Origin of the sequence: Paraniabella ginsengisoli, assembly GCF_022513635.1 — a bacterium.
Lineage (GTDB): Bacteria > Bacteroidota > Bacteroidia > Chitinophagales > Chitinophagaceae > Niabella > Niabella ginsengisoli.
This window is the reverse complement of record NZ_JAKWBL010000004.1, coordinates 854,015-873,792: the sequence shown is the minus strand read 5'-3', so window position 1 is coordinate 873,792 and position 19,778 is coordinate 854,015. Positions and strand designations below refer to the sequence as shown.

Annotated in this window: 28 protein-coding genes; 16 read left to right on the top strand and 12 right to left on the bottom strand. The window is 37.9% G+C overall.

The annotated features are described in order from the left end of the window. Positions 1-41 precede the first annotated feature (41 nt). From MKP09_RS21945 to acpS, 8 genes are all read left to right on the top strand, one after another. A complete protein-coding gene (locus MKP09_RS21945) occupies positions 42-593 on the top strand; it encodes an OmpH/Skp family outer membrane protein (protein ID WP_240832513.1) in 552 nt (183 codons plus the stop codon). Positions 594-667: 74 nt separating this feature from the next. Next, positions 668-1,261, top strand: coding sequence for a glutamate racemase (locus MKP09_RS21940; protein ID WP_240832511.1), 594 nt, complete (start codon positions 668-670; stop codon positions 1,259-1,261). Further along, the gene (locus MKP09_RS21935) at positions 1,261-1,491 is read left to right on the top strand and encodes an aspartate/glutamate racemase family protein (protein WP_240832510.1); all 231 of its coding nucleotides are present in this window, start codon (positions 1,261-1,263) and stop codon (positions 1,489-1,491) included. The genes MKP09_RS21940 and MKP09_RS21935 overlap by 1 nt, the downstream gene beginning before the upstream one ends. A 362-nt stretch (positions 1,492-1,853) precedes the next feature. Further along, positions 1,854-2,099, top strand: a complete 246-nt coding sequence (locus tag MKP09_RS21930) for a PIN domain-containing protein (protein WP_240832508.1) — start codon at positions 1,854-1,856, stop codon at positions 2,097-2,099. Between the two features lie 170 nt (positions 2,100-2,269). Next, on the top strand, positions 2,270-2,425 hold the full coding sequence (gene rpmH, locus MKP09_RS21925; RefSeq protein ID WP_214448476.1) for a 50S ribosomal protein L34: 156 nt from the start codon (positions 2,270-2,272) through the stop codon (positions 2,423-2,425). Positions 2,426-2,483: 58 nt separating this feature from the next. Continuing rightward, positions 2,484-2,885, top strand: a complete 402-nt coding sequence (gene rnpA, locus MKP09_RS21920) for a ribonuclease P protein component (RefSeq protein WP_240832505.1) — start codon at positions 2,484-2,486, stop codon at positions 2,883-2,885. After that, positions 2,860-3,090 carry a membrane protein insertion efficiency factor YidD gene (yidD, locus tag MKP09_RS21915; protein ID WP_240832502.1) on the top strand — a complete coding sequence of 77 codons (231 nt, stop codon included), beginning with the start codon at positions 2,860-2,862 and terminating at the stop codon, positions 3,088-3,090. Before rnpA ends, yidD begins: the two co-directional genes overlap by 26 nt. Positions 3,091-3,127: 37 nt before the next feature. Beyond that, positions 3,128-3,502 carry a holo-ACP synthase gene (acpS, locus tag MKP09_RS21910; RefSeq protein WP_240832500.1) on the top strand — a complete coding sequence of 125 codons (375 nt, stop codon included), beginning with the start codon at positions 3,128-3,130 and terminating at the stop codon, positions 3,500-3,502. Between the two features lie 13 nt (positions 3,503-3,515). On the opposite strand, the gene MKP09_RS21905 is transcribed toward acpS, so the two are convergent. Further along, positions 3,516-4,121: an L-threonylcarbamoyladenylate synthase gene (locus MKP09_RS21905; RefSeq protein ID WP_240832498.1), complete on the bottom strand. Its 606-nt coding sequence runs from the start codon at positions 4,119-4,121 to the stop codon at positions 3,516-3,518. 111 nt (positions 4,122-4,232) lie between these two features. After that, positions 4,233-5,258 (bottom strand): 2-oxoacid:ferredoxin oxidoreductase subunit beta, encoded by a 1,026-nt coding sequence (locus MKP09_RS21900; RefSeq protein ID WP_240832496.1) that lies wholly within the window; start codon positions 5,256-5,258, stop codon positions 4,233-4,235. Between the two features lie 107 nt (positions 5,259-5,365). Here MKP09_RS21900 and MKP09_RS21895 point away from each other — a divergent pair, with 107 nt between their 5' ends. Together MKP09_RS21895 and MKP09_RS21890 are read left to right on the top strand one after the other, a co-directional pair. After that, positions 5,366-5,743, top strand: a complete 378-nt coding sequence (locus MKP09_RS21895) for a c-type cytochrome (RefSeq protein ID WP_240832494.1) — start codon at positions 5,366-5,368, stop codon at positions 5,741-5,743. A gap of 84 nt (positions 5,744-5,827) precedes the next feature. Then, the gene (locus MKP09_RS21890; protein ID WP_240832492.1) at positions 5,828-6,247 is read left to right on the top strand and encodes a putative quinol monooxygenase; all 420 of its coding nucleotides are present in this window, start codon (positions 5,828-5,830) and stop codon (positions 6,245-6,247) included. A gap of 16 nt (positions 6,248-6,263) precedes the next feature. On the opposite strand, the gene MKP09_RS21885 is transcribed toward MKP09_RS21890, so the two are convergent. The 7 genes from MKP09_RS21885 to MKP09_RS21855 form a co-directional block, all read right to left on the bottom strand. Beyond that, entirely contained in the window at positions 6,264-7,172 is a 909-nt protein-coding gene (locus MKP09_RS21885) for a DUF3858 domain-containing protein (protein WP_240832490.1), read from the bottom strand. Next, positions 7,169-8,164: a DUF3857 domain-containing protein gene (locus MKP09_RS21880; protein ID WP_240832488.1), complete on the bottom strand. Its 996-nt coding sequence runs from the start codon at positions 8,162-8,164 to the stop codon at positions 7,169-7,171. The genes MKP09_RS21885 and MKP09_RS21880 overlap by 4 nt, the downstream gene beginning before the upstream one ends. Before the next feature lie 193 nt (positions 8,165-8,357). Next, positions 8,358-8,858: a DUF3858 domain-containing protein gene (locus MKP09_RS21875; protein ID WP_240832486.1), complete on the bottom strand. Its 501-nt coding sequence runs from the start codon at positions 8,856-8,858 to the stop codon at positions 8,358-8,360. A gap of 11 nt (positions 8,859-8,869) precedes the next feature. Continuing rightward, positions 8,870-10,375 carry a DUF3857 domain-containing protein gene (locus MKP09_RS21870; RefSeq protein ID WP_240832484.1) on the bottom strand — a complete coding sequence of 502 codons (1,506 nt, stop codon included), beginning with the start codon at positions 10,373-10,375 and terminating at the stop codon, positions 8,870-8,872. A gap of 255 nt (positions 10,376-10,630) precedes the next feature. Then, positions 10,631-11,746: an acyl-CoA dehydrogenase family protein gene (locus tag MKP09_RS21865; protein WP_240832482.1), complete on the bottom strand. Its 1,116-nt coding sequence runs from the start codon at positions 11,744-11,746 to the stop codon at positions 10,631-10,633. Further along, positions 11,632-12,423 (bottom strand): acyl-CoA dehydrogenase family protein, encoded by a 792-nt coding sequence (locus MKP09_RS21860; protein ID WP_240832480.1) that lies wholly within the window; start codon positions 12,421-12,423, stop codon positions 11,632-11,634. The genes MKP09_RS21865 and MKP09_RS21860 overlap by 115 nt, the downstream gene beginning before the upstream one ends. Before the next feature lie 57 nt (positions 12,424-12,480). Continuing rightward, positions 12,481-12,843: a MarR family winged helix-turn-helix transcriptional regulator gene (locus MKP09_RS21855; protein WP_240832471.1), complete on the bottom strand. Its 363-nt coding sequence runs from the start codon at positions 12,841-12,843 to the stop codon at positions 12,481-12,483. 414 nt (positions 12,844-13,257) lie between these two features. On the opposite strand from MKP09_RS21855, the gene MKP09_RS21850 reads away from it, so the two are divergent. The 6 genes from MKP09_RS21850 to MKP09_RS21825 all read left to right on the top strand — a co-directional run bounded on the left by MKP09_RS21850 (position 13,258) and on the right by MKP09_RS21825 (position 17,273). Next, positions 13,258-14,283: a glycosyltransferase gene (locus tag MKP09_RS21850; protein WP_240832469.1), complete on the top strand. Its 1,026-nt coding sequence runs from the start codon at positions 13,258-13,260 to the stop codon at positions 14,281-14,283. A 153-nt stretch (positions 14,284-14,436) separates the two neighbouring features. Then, positions 14,437-14,628, top strand: coding sequence for a type II toxin-antitoxin system VapB family antitoxin (locus MKP09_RS21845; RefSeq protein ID WP_240832467.1), 192 nt, complete (start codon positions 14,437-14,439; stop codon positions 14,626-14,628). Further along, complete coding sequence (gene vapC, locus MKP09_RS21840) at positions 14,625-14,993, top strand: type II toxin-antitoxin system VapC family toxin (RefSeq protein ID WP_240832465.1); 369 nt, start codon at positions 14,625-14,627, stop codon at positions 14,991-14,993. Before MKP09_RS21845 ends, vapC begins: the two co-directional genes overlap by 4 nt. A gap of 97 nt (positions 14,994-15,090) precedes the next feature. Continuing rightward, positions 15,091-16,083, top strand: coding sequence for a PDDEXK nuclease domain-containing protein (locus MKP09_RS21835; RefSeq protein WP_240832463.1), 993 nt, complete (start codon positions 15,091-15,093; stop codon positions 16,081-16,083). Between the two features lie 112 nt (positions 16,084-16,195). Beyond that, entirely contained in the window at positions 16,196-16,426 is a 231-nt protein-coding gene (locus MKP09_RS21830) for a hypothetical protein (RefSeq protein ID WP_240832461.1), read from the top strand. A gap of 145 nt (positions 16,427-16,571) precedes the next feature. Beyond that, positions 16,572-17,273, top strand: coding sequence for an ABC transporter permease (locus tag MKP09_RS21825; protein ID WP_240832460.1), 702 nt, complete (start codon positions 16,572-16,574; stop codon positions 17,271-17,273). Positions 17,274-17,416: 143 nt separating this feature from the next. Here the strand turns inward: MKP09_RS21825 and MKP09_RS26890 are convergent, their stop codons facing one another. The 3 genes from MKP09_RS26890 to cysK all read right to left on the bottom strand — a co-directional run bounded on the left by MKP09_RS26890 (position 17,417) and on the right by cysK (position 19,763). After that, the gene (locus MKP09_RS26890) at positions 17,417-18,325 is read right to left on the bottom strand and encodes a DUF2254 domain-containing protein (RefSeq protein ID WP_262915571.1); all 909 of its coding nucleotides are present in this window, start codon (positions 18,323-18,325) and stop codon (positions 17,417-17,419) included. An 8-nt stretch (positions 18,326-18,333) separates the two neighbouring features. Then, positions 18,334-18,765 carry a DUF2254 domain-containing protein gene (locus tag MKP09_RS26885; protein WP_262915570.1) on the bottom strand — a complete coding sequence of 144 codons (432 nt, stop codon included), beginning with the start codon at positions 18,763-18,765 and terminating at the stop codon, positions 18,334-18,336. A gap of 86 nt (positions 18,766-18,851) precedes the next feature. Next, positions 18,852-19,763 carry a cysteine synthase A gene (cysK, locus tag MKP09_RS21815; protein ID WP_240832458.1) on the bottom strand — a complete coding sequence of 304 codons (912 nt, stop codon included), beginning with the start codon at positions 19,761-19,763 and terminating at the stop codon, positions 18,852-18,854. Positions 19,764-19,778: the final 15 nt, after the last annotated feature.

Below are 19,778 nucleotides of genomic sequence, written 5' to 3'. Positions count from 1 at the left end.
TGAAGCGTAATTACATCTGAGCAAAAAGAAAAAACAAACAGATGAAACAGGTAAAATTTCTAGCAATTGCATTAGGCCTGGTTATGGTTAGCATGTTCTCAGCCAATGCACAGAAAATCGGATATGTGAATGTCGAAGCTTTAGTATATAATCTTCCTGAAGCTCAAAAAGTACAGCAAGACCTTGAAAAATGGCAACAGGATTCCATTGGTGGTACTTATACAAGATTATACCAGGAATACCAAGAAAAGGATAGTATTTTAAAGAAAACTACAGTGGCTTCTGTAAAGCAAGTATTACAAAAAGACTTAGCTCAACTTGGTGAAACGCTTGGCAACTGGCAGCAAATTGCTGGTCAGGCATCTCAAGGTAAACAAGCGCAATTATTCAACCCACTTTACAAAAAAGTAATGGATGCAGTAAACGCTTACGCAAAAGAAAAAGGATACACTTACGTGCTAACTCAAGAGGCCTTTGTTGTTGCTCCTGATAGCGATAATTTAAGCCTTCCTATTGCTACTAAATTAGGCATAAAGGTTAATCCAGAAGGTAGTGCACCATCAGGCGGCGCAGCCCCAGTTCCTAAAAATTAATACATAACATTATAATAAATAAAAAACCGTCCAAATCAGGACGGTTTTTTATTTTTGGTATATAACTACAATGCATGCAACAAGCAGCCCCAATTGGCGTATTTGATTCTGGTTACGGCGGGTTAACGGTTTTAAAAGAACTGGTAGCGCATCTGCCGGAATATGATTTCATGTATCTTGGTGATAATGCCCGCGCACCCTATGGTACAAGGTCTTACGATACTGTTTATCAATACACCTTAGACGCGGTTAAGTGGTTTTTTGCTCAAGGTTGCCATTTAGTGATCCTTGCCTGCAACACCGCTTCGGCTAAGGCGCTGCGTACTATTCAACAAAACGATTTACCAGTAATAGCTCCTGAAAAAAGAGTATTGGGTGTTATCAGGCCAACAACTGAGGTCATTGGCAAATACTCCGAAACCAAAGAGGTTGGAATATTAGCAACCAAAGGTACAGTCGGCTCCGAATCTTATCCTATCGAAATTGCTAAGTTTTTTCCTGAGGTTACCGTTTATCAGGAAGCCTGTCCCATGTGGGTTCCTATCATCGAAAACAATGAAATGGATAATTCAGGTACACATCATTTTATAAAAAAAATCTGCATAATCTTTTCCATAAAGGAGATAACATCGATGTGGTTTTGCTGGCGTGTACTCATTATCCAATAATGCGAAAGCAGATACAGGAATATCTGCCAGTACAGGTAAAGCTATTATCACAAGGCGAAATTGTTGCAAAAAGCCTCGCCGATTACCTGCTTCGCCACCCGAAAATCAATGAAAAGTGTAGTAAAAATAATAGTTTGCAATTTTTTACTACTGATTCGATTGAAGATTTTGACAGCCACGCTTCTCTATTTTTTGGAGCATCGGTACAAAGCGAGCATGTCGGTTTATAATGAATAATCAATTGGCCGAGGCTTCCTGAATTGACAAAGTCGGCAATTAATTAATTATAAATTCGATTTAAGTAAAACAAAGAACATGACAGTAGTCATTGATAAAAATAATTCCAAGGATATATCTAAAATTCTTACAAAGAAGCTGAAAAAAGCAACAAAAAAGGAAATTTAGCTGAACATTTTGGTAAGCTAAAGCGGAAAATTGACGGCCTAAAATATCAAATCGCTGTAAGAGAAAATGAAGATTGATTCTATTGCGGATACCAATTTTTTAATTTATTTACATGAGGGGAATAAGATAATTGAAGACTTCCTTCAGTATGATTTTGGCATTTCCTTTATTTCCGAAATTGAACTTTTTGGGTTTTAGTGGAATAACTACCTCCCAAGAGACTAAGTTGAGGTTGCTTCTTGATGACTGTTTTGAAATAGACTGGAACAAAAAAATTAAAGAACAGACAATTCAGCTGAAAAGAAAGTACAATATAAAACTACCTGACTCAATTATTGCTTCAACTTCTTTGGTTTACGGTATTCCTTTAGTTACCGCCGATAAGGGGTTTTCAAAAATATCAGAGCTGGATTTAATTCTAATTAAGGCCTAATATCGCCTCAGTTTCTAAATTTTCTGTAATTTACCTTTGAACTTTTCAACTTTTCCTTACCTTTGCCGTCCCTTTCACAAACAGGAGATGTGGTGATCTTCTGTGAAGAAAATTGAACCTGCATGTTCTCCCATGCTATTAATTCAAAAAAAGTGAAAAATTAAGATATTATGAAACGTACTTTTCAACCGCATCGCCGTCGCCGTAAAACTGTTCATGGTTTTCGCAAACGTATGCAAACTGCTAATGGCCGCAAAGTATTAGCGAGCCGCCGTGCAAAAGGCCGTAAAAAACTTACTGTATCTGACGAAAGCAGATTGAAGTAAGCTTTATACAGCACACAAAATTATTAGTAGCTCCGTTTTTCGGGGCTATTTTTGTAGTATGTCACAGTATTCTTTTCCAAAATCACAACGGCTAAAAAGCCGAAAGAAACTTCAGCAAATATTTGCTGAAGGGAAAAACGTACGCGCCGAAAATATAAGAATCGTATATCTCAACGAAGAAGCCGTTCTTTCTGAAGTAAAATGTGGCGTGGGATTAACAACTAAATATTTTAAAAAAGCAGTAGACCGCAACCGTATAAAGCGCCTGTTAAGAGAGGCTTACCGCTTGCAACAGCATCCGCTTAATGACTATATATTACAAATGCAAAACTCTTTATCGGTGTTTATTTTATATACCGGAAAAGAACTTCCCACTTATGCCACATTATATGAAAATGTGGGAGTAGCTTTACGGAAATTACTGAAAAGCTTACATGCAAAAAGTGTTGAGGATACTTAGCTGGCCCTTTATCGCCTTAATAAAAATCTACCAGTGGGTTATTTCTCCCTGGTTGGGGCCTAAGTGCCGGTACACACCCACTTGTTCACATTACGCATTGCAAGCTTTCAAAAAGCATGGTATTTTTAAAGGTTTCTGGCTTTCTGTCAAAAGAATATCCCGTTGTCATCCCTGGGGAGGAAGCGGATATGATCCGGTACCGTAAAAAATATAAAATATTCAATTTTAAATAAAATGTCAAAATGATTTCGGGTATTGGACTTGATGTAATTGAAGTAGAAAGAGTACAGCAAAAGATCGAGAAAGAACAAGGTTTTCGGGAACTTGTTTTTGCTGAAAAGGAAATTGAATACTGCGAACCTAAAACCCATAAATATGAACATTATGCTGCGAGGTTCGCCGCCAAAGAAGCATTCTTTAAAGCATTGGGAACCGGTTGGGCGCAAGGCACCGCTTATAAAGAAATCATAATTTTAGGAGACGATGCAGGAAAGCCAGAACTTCATTTAGCTGGCGAAACCGCTAAAACATTAAATCATCTTGATCTTACAAAAGTCAAAATCTCTGTAAGTCATTTGAAAAATATCGCCGCTGCTGTCGTAATTATTGAAGTGTGAGACCATAAATTCCCTACTCCCATTTTCCAGCGCCCTGTCTTATCACTTCATAATCATCGTTAACACAATTGATAATAGTTGAAGGAACACTTCCTCCCGGACCTCCGTCGATTACAATATCTACAAGATTCTTATATTTTTCGTAAATGATTTCAGGGTCGGTATAATCTTCAACAAAGTCGCCAGGTAATGTTGTACTTAAAATAGGGTGATCCAGCTCTTTTACCAAAGACAGCGCTATTTTATTATCGGGGATACGCAAACCAATCGTGTCTTTTTTACTTTGTAAAATCTTTGGTACTTGTTTACTGGCGGGTAAAATAAAAGTGTAGGGCCCAGGGAGATGATCTTTTAAAACCCTGTAAGTAGTGTTCGATATTTGCCGTGCAAAGTCGCTTAGATGGCTTAAATCGCAGCAAACGAAAGATAGCTGCGCCTTTTTCGGATCTATTTGTTTGATGCGGCAAATTTGCTCTACAGCTTTGGTTTGATAAATATCACAACCAAATCCATAAATAGTATCTGTTGGATAAACAATGATGCCTCCATTCCTTAATGTTTCAGCAACCTGTTTTATTAAACGATCTTGTGGATCTTTGGGATGGATTTGAAGAAGCATACAATGCAAAGTTAAAAACTTTGCAGGTTGACAAGTTGAAAAGTTTATAAGTTAAAAAGGATTAGTTAATCCATTGTCAACTTGTCAACCTCTTAACTTATCAACTATCCTTTACTGTACCGTCCAGGTTTCTTTACCTCTCAACAAAGCGTTCAGATCAGGAGCTTTACGTGCTATAGCATCTTCCAGTTGCAGCTTCATCATTTCCTCGTAACAAGGACGATCCGTTTCATAAAACACACCGAACGGCCTTGGTAAATGCCCTTCTATTGATGGGTCATCAAAAATGCGCGTAAGAATCTGCGCTTTGTATATATCACGTTCGTCGTGCACCCAAAGATCATCAACGCTATAACCTTCGCCAATAGTTACAACCTGTGGTTTAAACCCATCAAGCCTCAATCCTTTGTTATTTTCTGCTCCAAATATCAATGGCTTACCCTGTTCTAAAAACAAGGTTTCATTTGGCTTTGAAGATTTTTCCGTAAAAACTTCGAAAGCACCATCATTGAATATATTACAGTTCTGGTATATTTCAAGGAAAGAGGCTCCCTTATGCGCATTTGTTCTTAACAACATCGCCTGCATATGTTTAGGGTCGCGATCCATCGTTCTTGCTACAAAAGTAGCATCAGCGCCTAATGCCAAAGCTGCCGGGTTGAAAGGATGATCGATACTGCCAAATGGCGTAGACTTGGTTATTTTATTTTCTTCTGAAGTAGGAGAATATTGACCTTTGGTAAGCCCGTAGATTTGATTATTAAATACTAATAGATTAACATCCAAATTACGCCTCAACAAATGTATGGTATGATTGCCTCCTATACTCAAACTGTCGCCGTCACCGCTTACGATCCAAACACTTAGCTCTGGCCTTGCCGCTTTCAAACCGCTGGCAATGGCAGTAGCACGCCCATGAATGGAGTGCATGCCGTAAGTATTCATGTAATACGGGAAACGGCTACTACAACCAATACCGGAAATGAATACAATGTTTTCTTTTGGTATACCAAGGCCGGGCATAATTCTTTGCACCTGGGCCAATATAGAATAGTCACCGCAGCCGGGGCACCAACGTACTTCCTGGTCTGTAGCGAAATCTTTTGCTGTTAATGTGGGCGTTAAAACTTCTGACATCTTTAAATTAAAATCGAGTGCAAAGGTAAGATTTTAGCGGGGTATTGTAATTGCGAATGACAATTGCATGACTGTTTTTGTGTAAATTGCTATATGCTTCGAAAAAATTGCCCTTTGTTATGGTGTTGATCGCCTGTTTGCTACTGGTTGGATTTATAAATACAAATCCTGCTAAACAACGAAATTTAAAAGTACTGCCTGCCAATATAAGTGACGAAAAGCTGGACAGCCTGATGGAAACTTACAACAAAGGGTTGGGTGTAACCTGCGATTTTTGCCACACTCAGGAAATTAAAAACGGCGATACCACATTGAATTTTGCTTCGGATGATAACCCTGTTAAAGAAGAAGGCCGTAGGATGATGCGCCTGACAATTGATCTGAACAAAAATTATTTTAATTACGATACCAAAATTCATCCTGCATACTTAACTAGAATAAGTTGCAACACTTGTCATAAAGGGAATGCGTATCCCGAAGAATAGTAGCAATGACTTTATGATTGCATTCCCAATCGAAAACCAAGCTTATCAAAATAAAAATTACTTAAAAAGTATTAAAATATAAGAATGATAAGAATAGCTCTAATGGCATTTTTGACACCGCTCATTGTTTGTTCTTGCAATAATTCTCATGATGCAAAAGCTGACGAATTAAATAGCATGATGATTCGAATAGCCGAAATAGAAGTTGATTCTAACTATCTTGATGAGTATAAAAAAATACTGAAAGAGGAAGCTGAGGCATCAATAAGATTGGAACCAGGAGTTATTTCAATTTACCCAATGCAACAAAAGGAGAATCCAGCTCAAATTAGAATTTTAGAAATTTATGCTAACAAGAATGCATATGAATCTCATTTAAAAACACCCCATTTTCAGAAATACAAAACAACAACACTCGACATGGTGAAAGCATTACGGCTTATAGATATAGAAGCAATGGATACCAAAACGATGCCGTCAATTTTTCGTAAGCTTGAAGAATAAAACTATAAATTTTCTTTTATTCCTTCTTCACAAACACCATCTTCGCCTGATCTGCTTTATATATCTGGTTATAAAAATCTACAAAACCTTTATAATCACTTGCTGGAAATAAGCCGCTATTCCTTTCGTAAACTCTTTGTAGTAAAATGTTATTGCCATCTATTTTATAGTCCATTGAATAGTTGCCAAACTTGTTGGTGATCTTCATTGGCTTAGGTGCCGCTTCTACAGTATATCCTTCAGGAATAGCAATCATTACCGAATCCTTATCAATAAATGGGTAAGAATATAAGATGTCGTTCTCGCGGGTTTCGGATTCACTCAATTTAGAGGTATAGGTGGCCAGTATATTCGGACGTATAAAAAGCCGCTTTCCCGTAATGTTAGCATAATCATTGGATTCGATCTGCAATGTTTCATTTATGGCTGGCACAGTCTGATTTTTATCTTCAAAGTATGTGAAAGCTGGCACATCATAATTAGGTATAGAGAAAATTCGTTGCAGCCGTTTTTTTTGCTCTTCCCTTGACGTTTCATTAATCAAAGAATGAAGATCATCCTGCTGTAAACCGGTACTTTTAGTAACAACTTTCGCCGATAATTTTCCCTCTTCATCTATTGTAGCTGTGATATGACGCGTTTGAAGGTTTTGCTCTTTTGTATATTTCGGAGTGCGAACAACAGTGCTTGTAAGATCGTCTACAAGCAGCGCCTGACGATTGCCAGTAAAAGAACCCATATAACCAGGAGATACTGTCTGGCTGGTACATTCAAGCCATGTAGTATCCTTTCCGCCAGGCACACAAACAATGACATGATTAAATTGCTGGGATGGAAAATCGTTTAGAATTGCAGTTGCATCATCGCCAGCTTTGATAAGTACATTGTTCGCTTTTATACCAGCCTCTTTAAGTAGCGCAATCATGTAATTAGACAATGCCTTACAATCTCCATATTTTTTTCAGCAACATACGTAGCATCTAACGGTTGCCAGCCTCCTATTCCCAATTGAATACTGATGTAATGTGTATTGTCCTGCATAAATTTATACAACGCATTTATTTTTTCCTTATTGGTCTTAAGGTTATCTGTAATTTCATGCACTTTAGATTTGACATCTGCAGGTAAAACATCACGGCCATTGTATAAAGCTTGCATAAACTTCCCAAATCCCTGCCAGTTACTCATATCACCTTTATATCCGCCAAACTCAAATACAGATGGCGCAATTAATACACGCGTGGAAATATCATCCCAGTCTGGTGAAAATATTTCTGTAGGCGTTGCAGTTTGATGGGTTACCTGCCACTGGTAAGCCTTTATTGATTTTTCTTCTTTTATAAGTGGCGCTCCTTTATATCTCAGTTCTTTATAACGAAGGGCATAATCCTTCGGCGTATATACGGTTAGTGATGATTTTTCCACTGCAACTTCGGGAGCGGGAACAGGCTGCCATTCAGGCAAATAAAAAATGCCCTTCATCTCCACTTCCACTTCGTATTCTATTGTGTAGGGATAATTTTTGTGATAAAAGTTGTGTGTTTTATATCGCGCATCGTCAGCTAAAGTATTGCCACTGGTACCGCTTTCGTCTAAAATATCTTTCTTTTTTACATTTTTGATTTTATTGCCCGATGCATCGTACAAGGTACCGGATATACTTATAATGTCCTGAAACTTGTCGTAATGATCATAAAAGAAAGCATATTTGTCTGCCTCTTCGTTCAGGATAGTATATACATAGTGTCTGTAATAATAAGCCTTACCTGGGTTTTTAATATCGACTCTTAAATCGTCCAGCCTTTTTACAAGGTTTGCATTTTTAAGTAAAGTTTCCGGAATGTCTTTAACAGCATACTGCGCGTAACTGTTGTGCAGCAAGATCATCAGCATCATTAAAAGCGATATTTTTTTCATCGTATAATTTTTTTGTTTGCAGCCTCTCTTCGAAGTTTTTGGCCGGGCTTGCCTACTTAATAAAGAATATTAATGAAGACTTTTTATTGACCCGGCAGTAGAACATATCTCATCGAAATTGCCACGCTCGCTTGTACATCTGTGCATTTATCATCTTCCATAAACAACGCAAACACTTACGTTATGGCATGCCTTACTTTATCTTTTTTAATACAATTTGTTCGCTTTGCTTTTTGATAACATACCCAAAAAATTCACGTAGCGACTGATAATCCTCTGCCGGGAAAGTGGCTTTGTTGAGATTGATTTTACAATTAAGCATTATTTTCTTATCATCAGCAGATATCAGGTATTCAAACATACCATCGCTTTCGTTCAATCGTACCCTTGCTGATTTTGGCAATTCATCTACCTTGTATCCTTTTGGTATATCCATGTTAAGAACATAGTTCTCGCTTATTTTAAACGGCATCTCAACAGGATACCGCCTTTCAGCCGCACTAAAGGGATTCTTTGTTGTTGCTTCGGCGAACATTGGATTGAGGTAGACAATATCCTGATCATCAAAGTCAAAAGCAATATCATATCCTATTGACACAGGGTTTTCCAACTTATTTAAAGAGTCTAAAAATTCATTTTTAATATTGATCGGAAATGAATAGCGTTTCTTAGTTTCCTTTATCAGGTCTTCCAAACTTTCTTTTACTAATTTTTTCTCAACTCAGTAGACTCATAATAACCAGGCGTTGTTTTAAAGAATCCCTTCAGTCCATTTTTATCATCCTGTGTAAGAAATATCATCGTGAATTTGCTTTCACTAACTGAATCAGATTCTAATACGATGTTTGCTGGCTGCGGCTTCACAACAAACCCCGTACCGTTATAGCATAATGGAGAAAGCTTCCCAAATCCCATTTTTGGTTGTGATGCATCAAGATATACGAGCTTGCCATTCATTATTGTTTGACATAAAACATAATTGTATTTATTCATGAGCGGATAGAATGCATGCGCCCAACCATTGTCTTTAGTGCTGATGATAACAGGATCTGCAGTTAGACCAACTTGACGAAGCATGGCAATTAGCAATAAATTGATCTCAGCTACGTTTCCACTTCTTTTTCTGAAAATATCTTTTAGCGTTGTATTATCGTTGATATACATTCCCGCATGGTATGTTGCGGTAAAGTTGTCCCTTACAAAATCATAAATCTTCGATTTCTTTTCATCATCCGAAGAAGTGCCGTTCACAATCTTTTTAACATCATCAGTAAGCCAATTATTTGGACGGGTTATTTCATAGCCAAAATCTTCTCTTTTAAGCAGATTTTCTGCTGCCTTTGCCCAACTACCAATATGCTCTCGGGGAGATTGTTGCGGGAATTGTACCTGCTTCAATTGAAAATCTATTTTCGACAAATGGTTTTCGATTGTAGAAGTATACGTTTCTTCGCGAAGTGCGGGTATATCAGTTGCTATCCATCGGTTGGTGTTTTCATAACCGGTCAGTGCATAGCGGTCAGAAGCACCGGTACCATTGCTTTCTGTAACACTATATGATTGTATTTTGCTGTTCGCTTCGTTTTTTAACTGTACATAACCTTGAGAAAAAAAAACGAAATTAAAATACTCGGGTATTTTAACCGTATATTCCGAATAAACACGAGGTAATGAAGTTCCCTGAAATTCCCAGGAGCGTAGATAATCATAGAATGGAGAAACAATTGTATAAGTGTATTCTAATATTGAACCCTCCTTTACATTCGGAAAAGTAAATTTCCTTACCGTGGCATATTTGCTAGCTTTTTCCTTAAAAATATTACTATTTTCAAGCTTGGTTTGTTTTACTTCTCCGTTTTCAAGGTTATAAGTAATAGCCTTACAGTCCTCGAACTTTTCCTCTGTGCTACCTGATACATGTAACAAAATCGAAACATCTGCTGCGTCTATACCATTCTTATTAAGAATTTTTATACGGCGCAAATGTGTATACTTTATTGAAAAAAAACCATTATTGTTTCCGTCCATCGTGGAGCTCCCAATGTCAGCTAGTATAACGGCATTACTCGCCGAATCAACAGCCGGCGATGTTACTTTGAAATCGGAGCTTGTAATTTTCCCAAATTTAATGGCGCTTTTATTTTGGGCGAAAGACAGGTTGGCAATCAAACAGCATGCGGTTAGCACTGCCATGCAGATTTTATTCGTCATAAGTTTTCAGTTAGTTGCTATATCAAATACAATGCAATATAAAAAAACCTGTTAAATTTTTTACATTACAAAATATTTTAGCTCTGCATCTCGCACAAATCGCATAATACTTTAAGCTATAAATATATCATATTCATTATACTTATAAAGCATATTTGTTTGAAACATAGTTAGCTCTATAAAAAGACTAAAATAGTATATGATCAAAAACTAAATAATAATGAAAAAATATTTTTTGTTTTATAAGATAATAGCTCACAAATTATACTTTCCTGAATTCAATACATTATCTGCAATTCTTCGACGCGCTTCTTTTGAGTTAAAAGCATCCGCTTTGGTAAAGCGTTTCAAACCCATTAAAATCATTCGTTGTTCATCGCCTTCGGCAAATGCGTTAATGGCATCTTTACCACTTTTATTTATTTTATCTGCGGCATCATATAAGTAAGTCCGCATCAAATCAATGTGTAATGATGATTTTTCTGCTCCTTTTTCTTGGGCAATTTTCATAACACGAAGCAGCGTGCTTTCTGCGTGAAAAGCTTCGATGGCCATATCAGCAATATTCATTAGCACTTCCTGTTCGCTTTCTATCTGCATCATTAATTTCTGAACAGCGGCACCGGAAACCATTAAAATAGCTTTTTTAAAATTCCCGATCAATTTCTGTTCGCTTGCAAAAGGTGTTTCATCATCGCTTCCAAAATCGGGAATGCTCATTAACTCCTTTTGCACTTCCATGGCCGGGCCCATTAAATTAAGCCTCCCCTGCATGGCGCGTTTAAGTGTCATATCTAAAGTAAGCAGGCGATTGATTTCGTTAGTACCCTCGTATATTCTATTGATACGACTGTCGCGATAAGCGCGCGAAATATTATACTCTGCGCTAAACCCGTTACCACCGTGAATTTGAACGCCTTCATCAACTACAAAATCCAAAAGTTCACTTCCATATACTTTCAGGATGGCGCATTCAATAGCATATTCTTCTGCAGCACCCAACAATGCTTCATTAAAAGGTTTGTCTTCGGCGATAAGTTGTTTTTCCAAATCATCGATCCATTTTGCCGTACGATATAAAGCAGACTCGGTAGCAAAGATGCGGATCGCCATTTCTGCTATTTTATGTTTGATAGCGCCAAAGTTCGCAATAGGTTGTTTAAACTGTTCACGCGTCTTTGCATATTCAACACTAGTGTTAAAAGCCATTTTAGCGCCACCTAAAGCTGCTGCGCATAGTTTTAACCTTCCAATATTTAATATATTGAAAGCAATCTTATGTCCCTTGCCAATTTCGCCCAACACATTTTCAACCGGGATTTTCGCATCCTGAAAATATAGCTGAACAGTTGATGATCCTTTAATCCCCATTTTCTGTTCTTCAGGTCCGTTGGTAAACCCTTCCATTCCCCGCTCAACAATAAAGCCTGTAAACTTATCGCCGTCAACTTTTGCAAATACCGTGTACACCTGTGCAAATCCCCGTTGGTGATCCAGCATTTCTGGCCATTCAAAATGTAATGCTTTCCGTCTTCACTTAATTTGGCAGTTGTTTTAGCGCTTAGCGCATCGCTACCGGCATTAGGTTCGGTAAGGCCGTAAGCACCAGCCCATTCGCCGCTAACTAATTTGGGAATATATTTTTGCTTTTGCGCTTCCGTTCCAAAATATAAAATAGGTAAAGTTCCAATACCTGTATGCGCAGCCACGGCGACGGAAAACGAGTGTGCACCACCCAGGTATTCATTGATGATGGTTGATGTAATAAAATCTTTGCCCAGTCCGCCATATTCTTCCGGAAAAGCGGCGGCCAGCAAACCCTGCTCGCCTGCTTTTTGAACCAGCGATTTCATCAAACCTTCTTCAAGACTGTCGATACGATCGAGCTTTGGCCATACTTCGGCATTTACAAATTGCGTACACATATCACGAATCATCAATTCTTCTTCTCCAAACCCTTCACTGGTAAAGGTTTCGGATGATTGAGATTCTTTAATAAGCCATTCGGCTCCTTTTATTGTTTTATTTGTTTCGGCAGCGGTGTTCATTGTTTTAAAGTTTAGTTTTTATTAAAAATCCATGGACAATGGACCATAGACAATCGATTATTTTAAATTTTCGTAAACCTGCTTTAGCACTACTTTACATACTTCAATATCGGCATCTCTAACGCCAGCCAATGCTTCATCAACGGTTTCCGAAGCAAAACCATGGCAGGTATCCTGTATCGCTTTAGCTTTTTCTGTAAGCGTAATCAGGTTTTTACGCCGGTCTGTTTTTGATGCACTTCTTTTTACCAAGCCGGCTTTCTCAAGGTTGTCGACCAACCTCGTCATGCTGGGTTTATCTCTAAACGTAGCCTGACAAAGATCTTGTTGGCTAATGCCATCTTCCTTCCACAAATGGTACAATACGCTCCATTGCTCAATTGTAAGATTCAGATCGGCCGTATTGAACTTCTTTTGCAAACGTCTTGCTATGGCCGTACTTGCAATCCCGGTTATGAAACTATAGAGTTCGCTTTTTTAAATTGGTTGTTTGGCATATAGTTGTTTTGACAACCAATTAAAGTTATGAAGATTTTTCAATTACAAAAACTTAACGCTTATTTATTGATCTGGCTTAAGAATATCTGCACCCTGTTTTTTTGAAGAGGCGGATTATGAGGAAATATTTATGGGCCGGCTGAAGAATAGAGGGCGTCGGTTTTGCCACGCTCGCTTGTACTGTAGAATATAACTCATCCTATATAAACGACGAAAATGTATAACGCTGACTTTGTGAACCTGAAAGCAACAAGTAATGTTTCCAGTTAAGAGTGATCAACAAAATCTTAATTATAATAAATCAACGTTCAGGTTCAGACTCATTACTTTTGCCACATGGCATTTTTATTTATTGCGGTATTATTATTATTAGTGTTTTATGCAATAATAATTGCTTATTACCGTAATAGCTGGCGCGCGATTCCTGATTACCAGCCAAAGAATATGCTGATACCAGGGATTAAATTTTCTGTAATTATTCCTGCAAGAAATGAAGAACAAAATATTGGCCGGTTGCTAGACAGCTTGCAGGCGCAAAGCTATTCCCGGGAATTATTTGAAATAATAGTTGTAGATGACCACTCAACCGACGCGACTGCAAATATTGTAAGGCAATATAACGATGTTAAGCTATTGCAGTTGAAAGAAGATGGTATTAATTCCTATAAAAAGAAAGCTATTGAGAAAGCCATTGCCGAAGCACAACACGAATGGATTGTTTGCACCGATGCTGATTGCATTGCGCCACCAGACTGGCTTTTAGCTTTTTCGTCTTTTATTACAGACCATGAACCTGTGTTTGTTGCAGCGCCGGTATCTCTCATTCCTTTTAAAAAGAAAAATAGCATTCTTTATATTTTTCAGGCGCTCGATTTTTTAACATTACAAGGTATCACGGGCGCTTCTGTTTATAAACGAAGGCATAACATGTGTAATGGCGCCAACCTCGCCTACAAGCGCGAAGTCTTTTATGAAGTGGATGGATTTAAAGGTATTGACAAGATAGCATCGGGAGACGATATGTTGTTAATGCATAAAATTTGGAAGCGTTATCCAGACAGGATAGCGTATATCAAATCTAAAGAAGCGATTATTGAAACGGAGGCCGCACCTATCTGGAAAGCTTTTTTTAACCAACGTATAAGGTGGGCCAGCAAGGCCACAAGTTATGATGACAAAAGAATCTTTGTGGTGTTACTGTTAGTATATCTGTTTAATGTCTCCTTTTTGGTATTGGCTGTTGCTTCCTTTTTCGAAATAGTTTATTTCTTTGGATTAATAATATTTGTTGTACTTAAAACGATTATTGAAGTGCCTTTTGTTTTAGGCGTTAGTCGTTTTTTTCAAAGCAAAATCTTATAAAATATTTTTTCTTTTTCCAACCGTTACATATTGTTTATACAATTGTTTCCGGGTTTTTAGGCAGCTTTGGAAAATATGAATGGAAGGGAAGAAAAGTGAAGTAACTTATGTGTATAAATTTTGGTATTTTTACACCAAATAAAAATATCACATATGCGCACAAATATTGAGTTAGATGATATTTTGGTGAAGCAGGCACTTCAGATGAGTGCATTCAGAACTAAGAAAGATGTGGTGCATGAAGCTTTAAAACAATATGTGGCTTCGCTTAAGCGAAAGGAATTGTTACTGATTCGCGGTAAAAATACCTGGCAGGGCAATCTGAAGCAAATGCGAAGTTTATGATGGAACCATTGATTTTTGACACTTCTGTGTGGATAGCATTTCTCAATAATAAAAATACAAATGGCGCGGCATTGCTTGAGGAGTATATTCTTGATGACGGGGAAGTATTGCTAACTCCCACCATTCTTCAGGAAATTTTGCAGGGCATAAAAGAAGATGCGGTGTATAAAAAAATTAAGGAAACCCTTGCTTACTTTACGGTGCTTGAGTTACCGCAGGTTGAAGCGGCAACAGGTGCTGCAGACTTATATCGTATGTTAAGAAAAAGAGAATTACAATTCGCAAAAGCAATGACTGCCTTATTGCTTATTACGCTATCAAGCATTCCGTTGCTTTGGTTTATAATGATGCTGATTTTGATCTGATCAGCGAGCATTCTAAAATGAAAGTCCGGCGCATCTGATTGTCCGACGTTCTATATAATATGGCATTGATTTATCTTACAAAGTTTTCAGAATAATTATGAATATTGAAAACGTTCAATATAAAGAGTGGCTGTACGATCTGAAGCATAAAATCCGCTCTGCGCAAATTAAAGCGTCGATTGCTGTAAATACTGCATTGATAGAGTTTTACTGGGAGCTGGGTAAAATGATATCGGAAAAAGAACATATCTGGGGCAACAAGCTTATTGAGCAGGTTGCAAAGGATTTAAAGAAAGAGTTTCCGAGCATGAAAGGGTTATCCCGGAGTAATCTTTTTTATTGCAGGCAATTCTATTCCTTTTACAATGACAATGCTGTCCAACAAGTTGTTGGACAATTTGAGAAGGATTCTGAAAGCCTGAAAAAAGCCAAAAAGTCAACATCTGAAATAATCCAACAACCTGTTGGACAATTTTTGCAGCAGCTTGTTGCAAAAGTCCCCTGGGGGCATAATATCATTATTTTTTCCAAATCGAAAGATGTAACTGAAGCATCATTCTATATCCGGCAAACCATCAGCAATAATTGGAGCAGAGACACGCTTGCGCTTCAAATAAAAACAAATTTGTATGAACGAAGTGGGAAAGCAATAACAAACTTCGATAGAACATTGCCCCAGCCTCAATCCGACTTGGCGCAACAAACACTAAAGGATCCGTATGTATTCGACTTTATGACGTTTTCTCAAAGCGCTAAAGAGCGAGATATTGAAAACCAGCTAACAGATCATATCGTCAGATTTTTATTGGAATTAGGAAAAGGATTTGCATTTATCGGAAGGCAACAACATATCGAAGTTGCGGGAAATGATTATTATCTGGATTTATTATTTTATCATACGAAACTAAAATGCTATGTGGTAATAGAGCTAAAAAATAAAAAATTTATTCCGGAATATGCTGGTAAATTAAACTTTTACTTATCTGCTGTTGATGAATTGATCAAACAGAATGATGATAAGCCAACAATAGGCATTATGCTTTGCAGAGAAAAAATAATATTGAAGTTGAATTTGCTTTACGTAACATAAACAAGCCCGTGGGCGTGAGCGAGTTCATAATTACTGAAAACCTTCCCGAAACTTTAAAAAGCAATTTTCCTACTATTAAAGAAATAGAAGACGAGTTAAGCAGTTTATAAGAATGAGTAACATTTTCAATAACCCCGCATGGCTAAGACTAAAAAAGAATAAAGGCGCAATGGCCGGATTGCTGGTTATTATTATTGCTATTTTTGTCGCCATCTTTTGTTATTTTATTGCGCCTGATACATCTCCATATTCCAACAGGATTATATTGGAAACAGGCGGCGGAAAACCTGGCTTTCAAAAACAGTTTTTACTGGTAAAAAAGAACGAAAAGCCCAAGCGGTAACCTTTTTGCCCGGCTTATAAACGGGAATCCAGATGTCTACAATTATGTACCAATCAATAATTATAAAATAACTCAGGATAGTGTTATTGCTGATAAGTACATTGATGAAGAGGTAAGCGAGCGCATCAGCTTTGCTAAAGATCAGTTGGCAGATAAGCCAATTGTAACAAATAAGTATTTGCTTGGCACGGATAGTTATGGGCGTGATATTTTAAGCAGACTGATTGTTGGAACCCGTGTCAGTCTTAGTGTTGGGCTGATTACTGTTATTATCTCCATTAGCATTGGATTGATACTTGGATCGTTGGCAGGTTTTTACCGGGGTAAAACCGATGATATAATTATGTGGTTCATTAACGTGATATGGAGTATCCCCACTTTATTGTTGGTATTTGCGATTACACTTGCGTTGGGCAAGGGTTTTTGGCAGGTGTTCATTGCCGTGGGTTTAACCATGTGGGTTAATGTAGCGAGGCTGGTGCGCGGACAGGTTTTGGCCGTGCGTGAGTTGGAGTATATTGAGGCGGGGCGGGCTTTGGGCTATAAAAATATCCGTATAATCATTGTTCATATATGGCCCAATATTGTTGGTCCCGTATTGGTCATTGCTGCTGCTAACTTTGCATCGGCTATTGTAATTGAAGCCGGCTTAAGCTTTCTGGGTGTAGGCGTTCAACCACCAATGCCAAGCTGGGGATTAATGATAAAAGAGAATTATAATTTTATCATCACCCAGAATCCAATGCTGGCGCTGGCTCCGGGCTTTGCCATTATGATTTTGGTTTTAGCCTTTAATCTTTTAGGCAATGGCTTAAGGGATGCGCTGAACGTAAAAGGGAAGTTGTGATTTTAGTTCAGATTACAAGTTTGGGATTGTGGCATACAATCGAATATATAGGTTGATGCATATTCCTACTGTACAAGCGAGCGTGGCAAGAAAGATGATTTGTATCTAATGCTGACCTAATAAAAATCACTAATTTCTGTCAGCTACTTTTGTTGTTCCGACTGATTTACTAATGCATTAAAGCGTTTTTTCATATCGGCTACATCATTGGCTTCCTCAAAATTATTTTCAGCTGAACGCATCACCATTTCAGCATGTTTAACTACAAAGATGTTATTGTCGGTGCCTTTTGTGAACGTGCTTATAAGTTGGAAGGCATCCATCAGCCTGATTAAAACGGATGGGCTTCCTGCAGCAAACTGTCTGATCTGGTTAAACGCGGTATCTATAATTCCGCTAAAAGTAACGGGGTTGTTAATGATACGCAAGGTTTCCGTGTCGTCAAAAAGATACTTTGAAGGGAAATCTGCTTCAGCTAAATAACACAAAACAGCAGTTAAATTATCTATGCAAGCGATGGCTGTATAAGGGTCATTAACGCCTGGCGAAAGCGCCCGGGACGCAATTTCAACCATTTGATGAATAGCGTATTTAGAATCTTGAAACGGTGTTCTTACACCGCCAATAATAATGCTTTCAGAAATACGGGCTTTTATTTTTTCGGAACATGGCTCGAAAGAATAGATCTCAATCATATTCAAATGTTCAACCGCGAAGTCGCCTGGTTTATAGTGAATTTTTAAAAATAAGTTTTCCTCTTTTGCGTAGCGTAGTAAAGAGTCTATGTCAATGCTCTGCAAGTAGCCGCTTTTTTTACTTCTTACAGAATTTGTAAAATTATAAGTGCTTTCATAATCTTTAAAACTTAATGAAGCAGGCATCGTATTTACATTGTCTTCCTTTTTATTTTTCCTGAATTTGTCTTTTATATGTATGGTAAGTGTTGACGTTATATTATATACAATTTTGTCAGATTGTATGCTTATGGCAACATGATGTATAAACACAATTAATAAAAACATATTGATGATCACCAAAACAATAGCAACCAATACTGATATTATTGGTAAAAAATTTGGTGGTTATTATCTTCTACTGCGTTTAATACTAATAAACAATAAATGAATGTAGAAATGTACGAGCCAAGCACAACCTGGTTAAGCCGGTCGTACATAAAGTTTCTTAACAAGCGTGATCCAAATTGAGACGATGCTAAAGTAAGTACAACCAGCGTTATTGAGAAGATGGTTCCTGCCACACCGATCATGGCGCCGGCTATAGTAGATAAAACACTTCTGGCGGAATCTGCGCTGCCGGGAAAGACATAACTTATAAGTCCTTTAGGTGTATAGGATATTTTACTGTCTGCATAAACAACCAATATGCTACCAACAATGCCTGCAGTAATAATGCACACAGGAACAAACCAGAAGCTGGATTGCAGCTTATCCCATAAGTAAAGTAGTTTTGCTTTCAAAGGTTTTGAAAGCAAGATAGTTTTTTTTAGTAAGATGACAGTTGACGGTTGACAGATGATGTACATAAAATTTAAACCCTGTCAACTATCAGCTGTCATCTTTAATAAAGCCCATCAATACTTAAATATCTTTCGCCAGTATCGTAATTAAAAGTAAGCACCGTAGCACCTTCCGCAATTTCAGGTAATTTTTTTGCAACAGCGGCAAGGGCTGAACCAGTTGAAATGCCGGCAAAAATGCCTTCTTCTTTTGCTAACCTTTTTGCATATTCAAACGACTCATCTTTACCAACAGTGAGCGCTCCATCTAAAGTTGCTGTGTTGAGTATGCCGGGAATAAATCCGGCACCCAAACCTTGCAATGGATGTGGCCCAGGCGCGCCACCACTTATAACTGGCGACTGTTCAGGTTCTACAGCAAACACTTTCAGGTTAGGGAATTTTTCTTTTAATATTTCAGCAACACCGGTAATATGACCGCCTGTACCAACACCGGTAATTAAGTAATCAATGCCTTCCGGAAAATCATTTAGTATTTCCGCTGCAGTTGTTTTACGGTGTATCTCGGTATTGGCTTCGTTGTTAAACTGCTGAGGTATCCAGGCATTGGGAGTTTCCGCTGCCAGTTCTTTTGCTTTTTCGATAGCTCCTGTCATGCCTCTTTCACGCGGCGTTAAAACAAATTCAGCACCGTAAACACTCATTAGTTTCCTGCGCTCTACGCTCATGCTTTCGGGCATTACCAATATCAATTTGTATCCTTTTACTGCTGCTACTAAAGCCAGACCAATACCAGTATTACCGCTGGTAGGTTCTATAATAACTGAATCTTTATTCAGCAATCCTTTTTGTTCCGCATCTTCTATCATCGATAGTGCAATCCTGTCTTTAATACTACCGCCCGGATTAGCTTTCTCCAGTTTTATCCAAACATTGTGTGTAGACCCGAAGAGGCGATTGATTTTTACATGAGGTGTATTACCAATTGTTTGCAAAATGTTTTCAGCTTTCATTTTTTAAGTTGACAG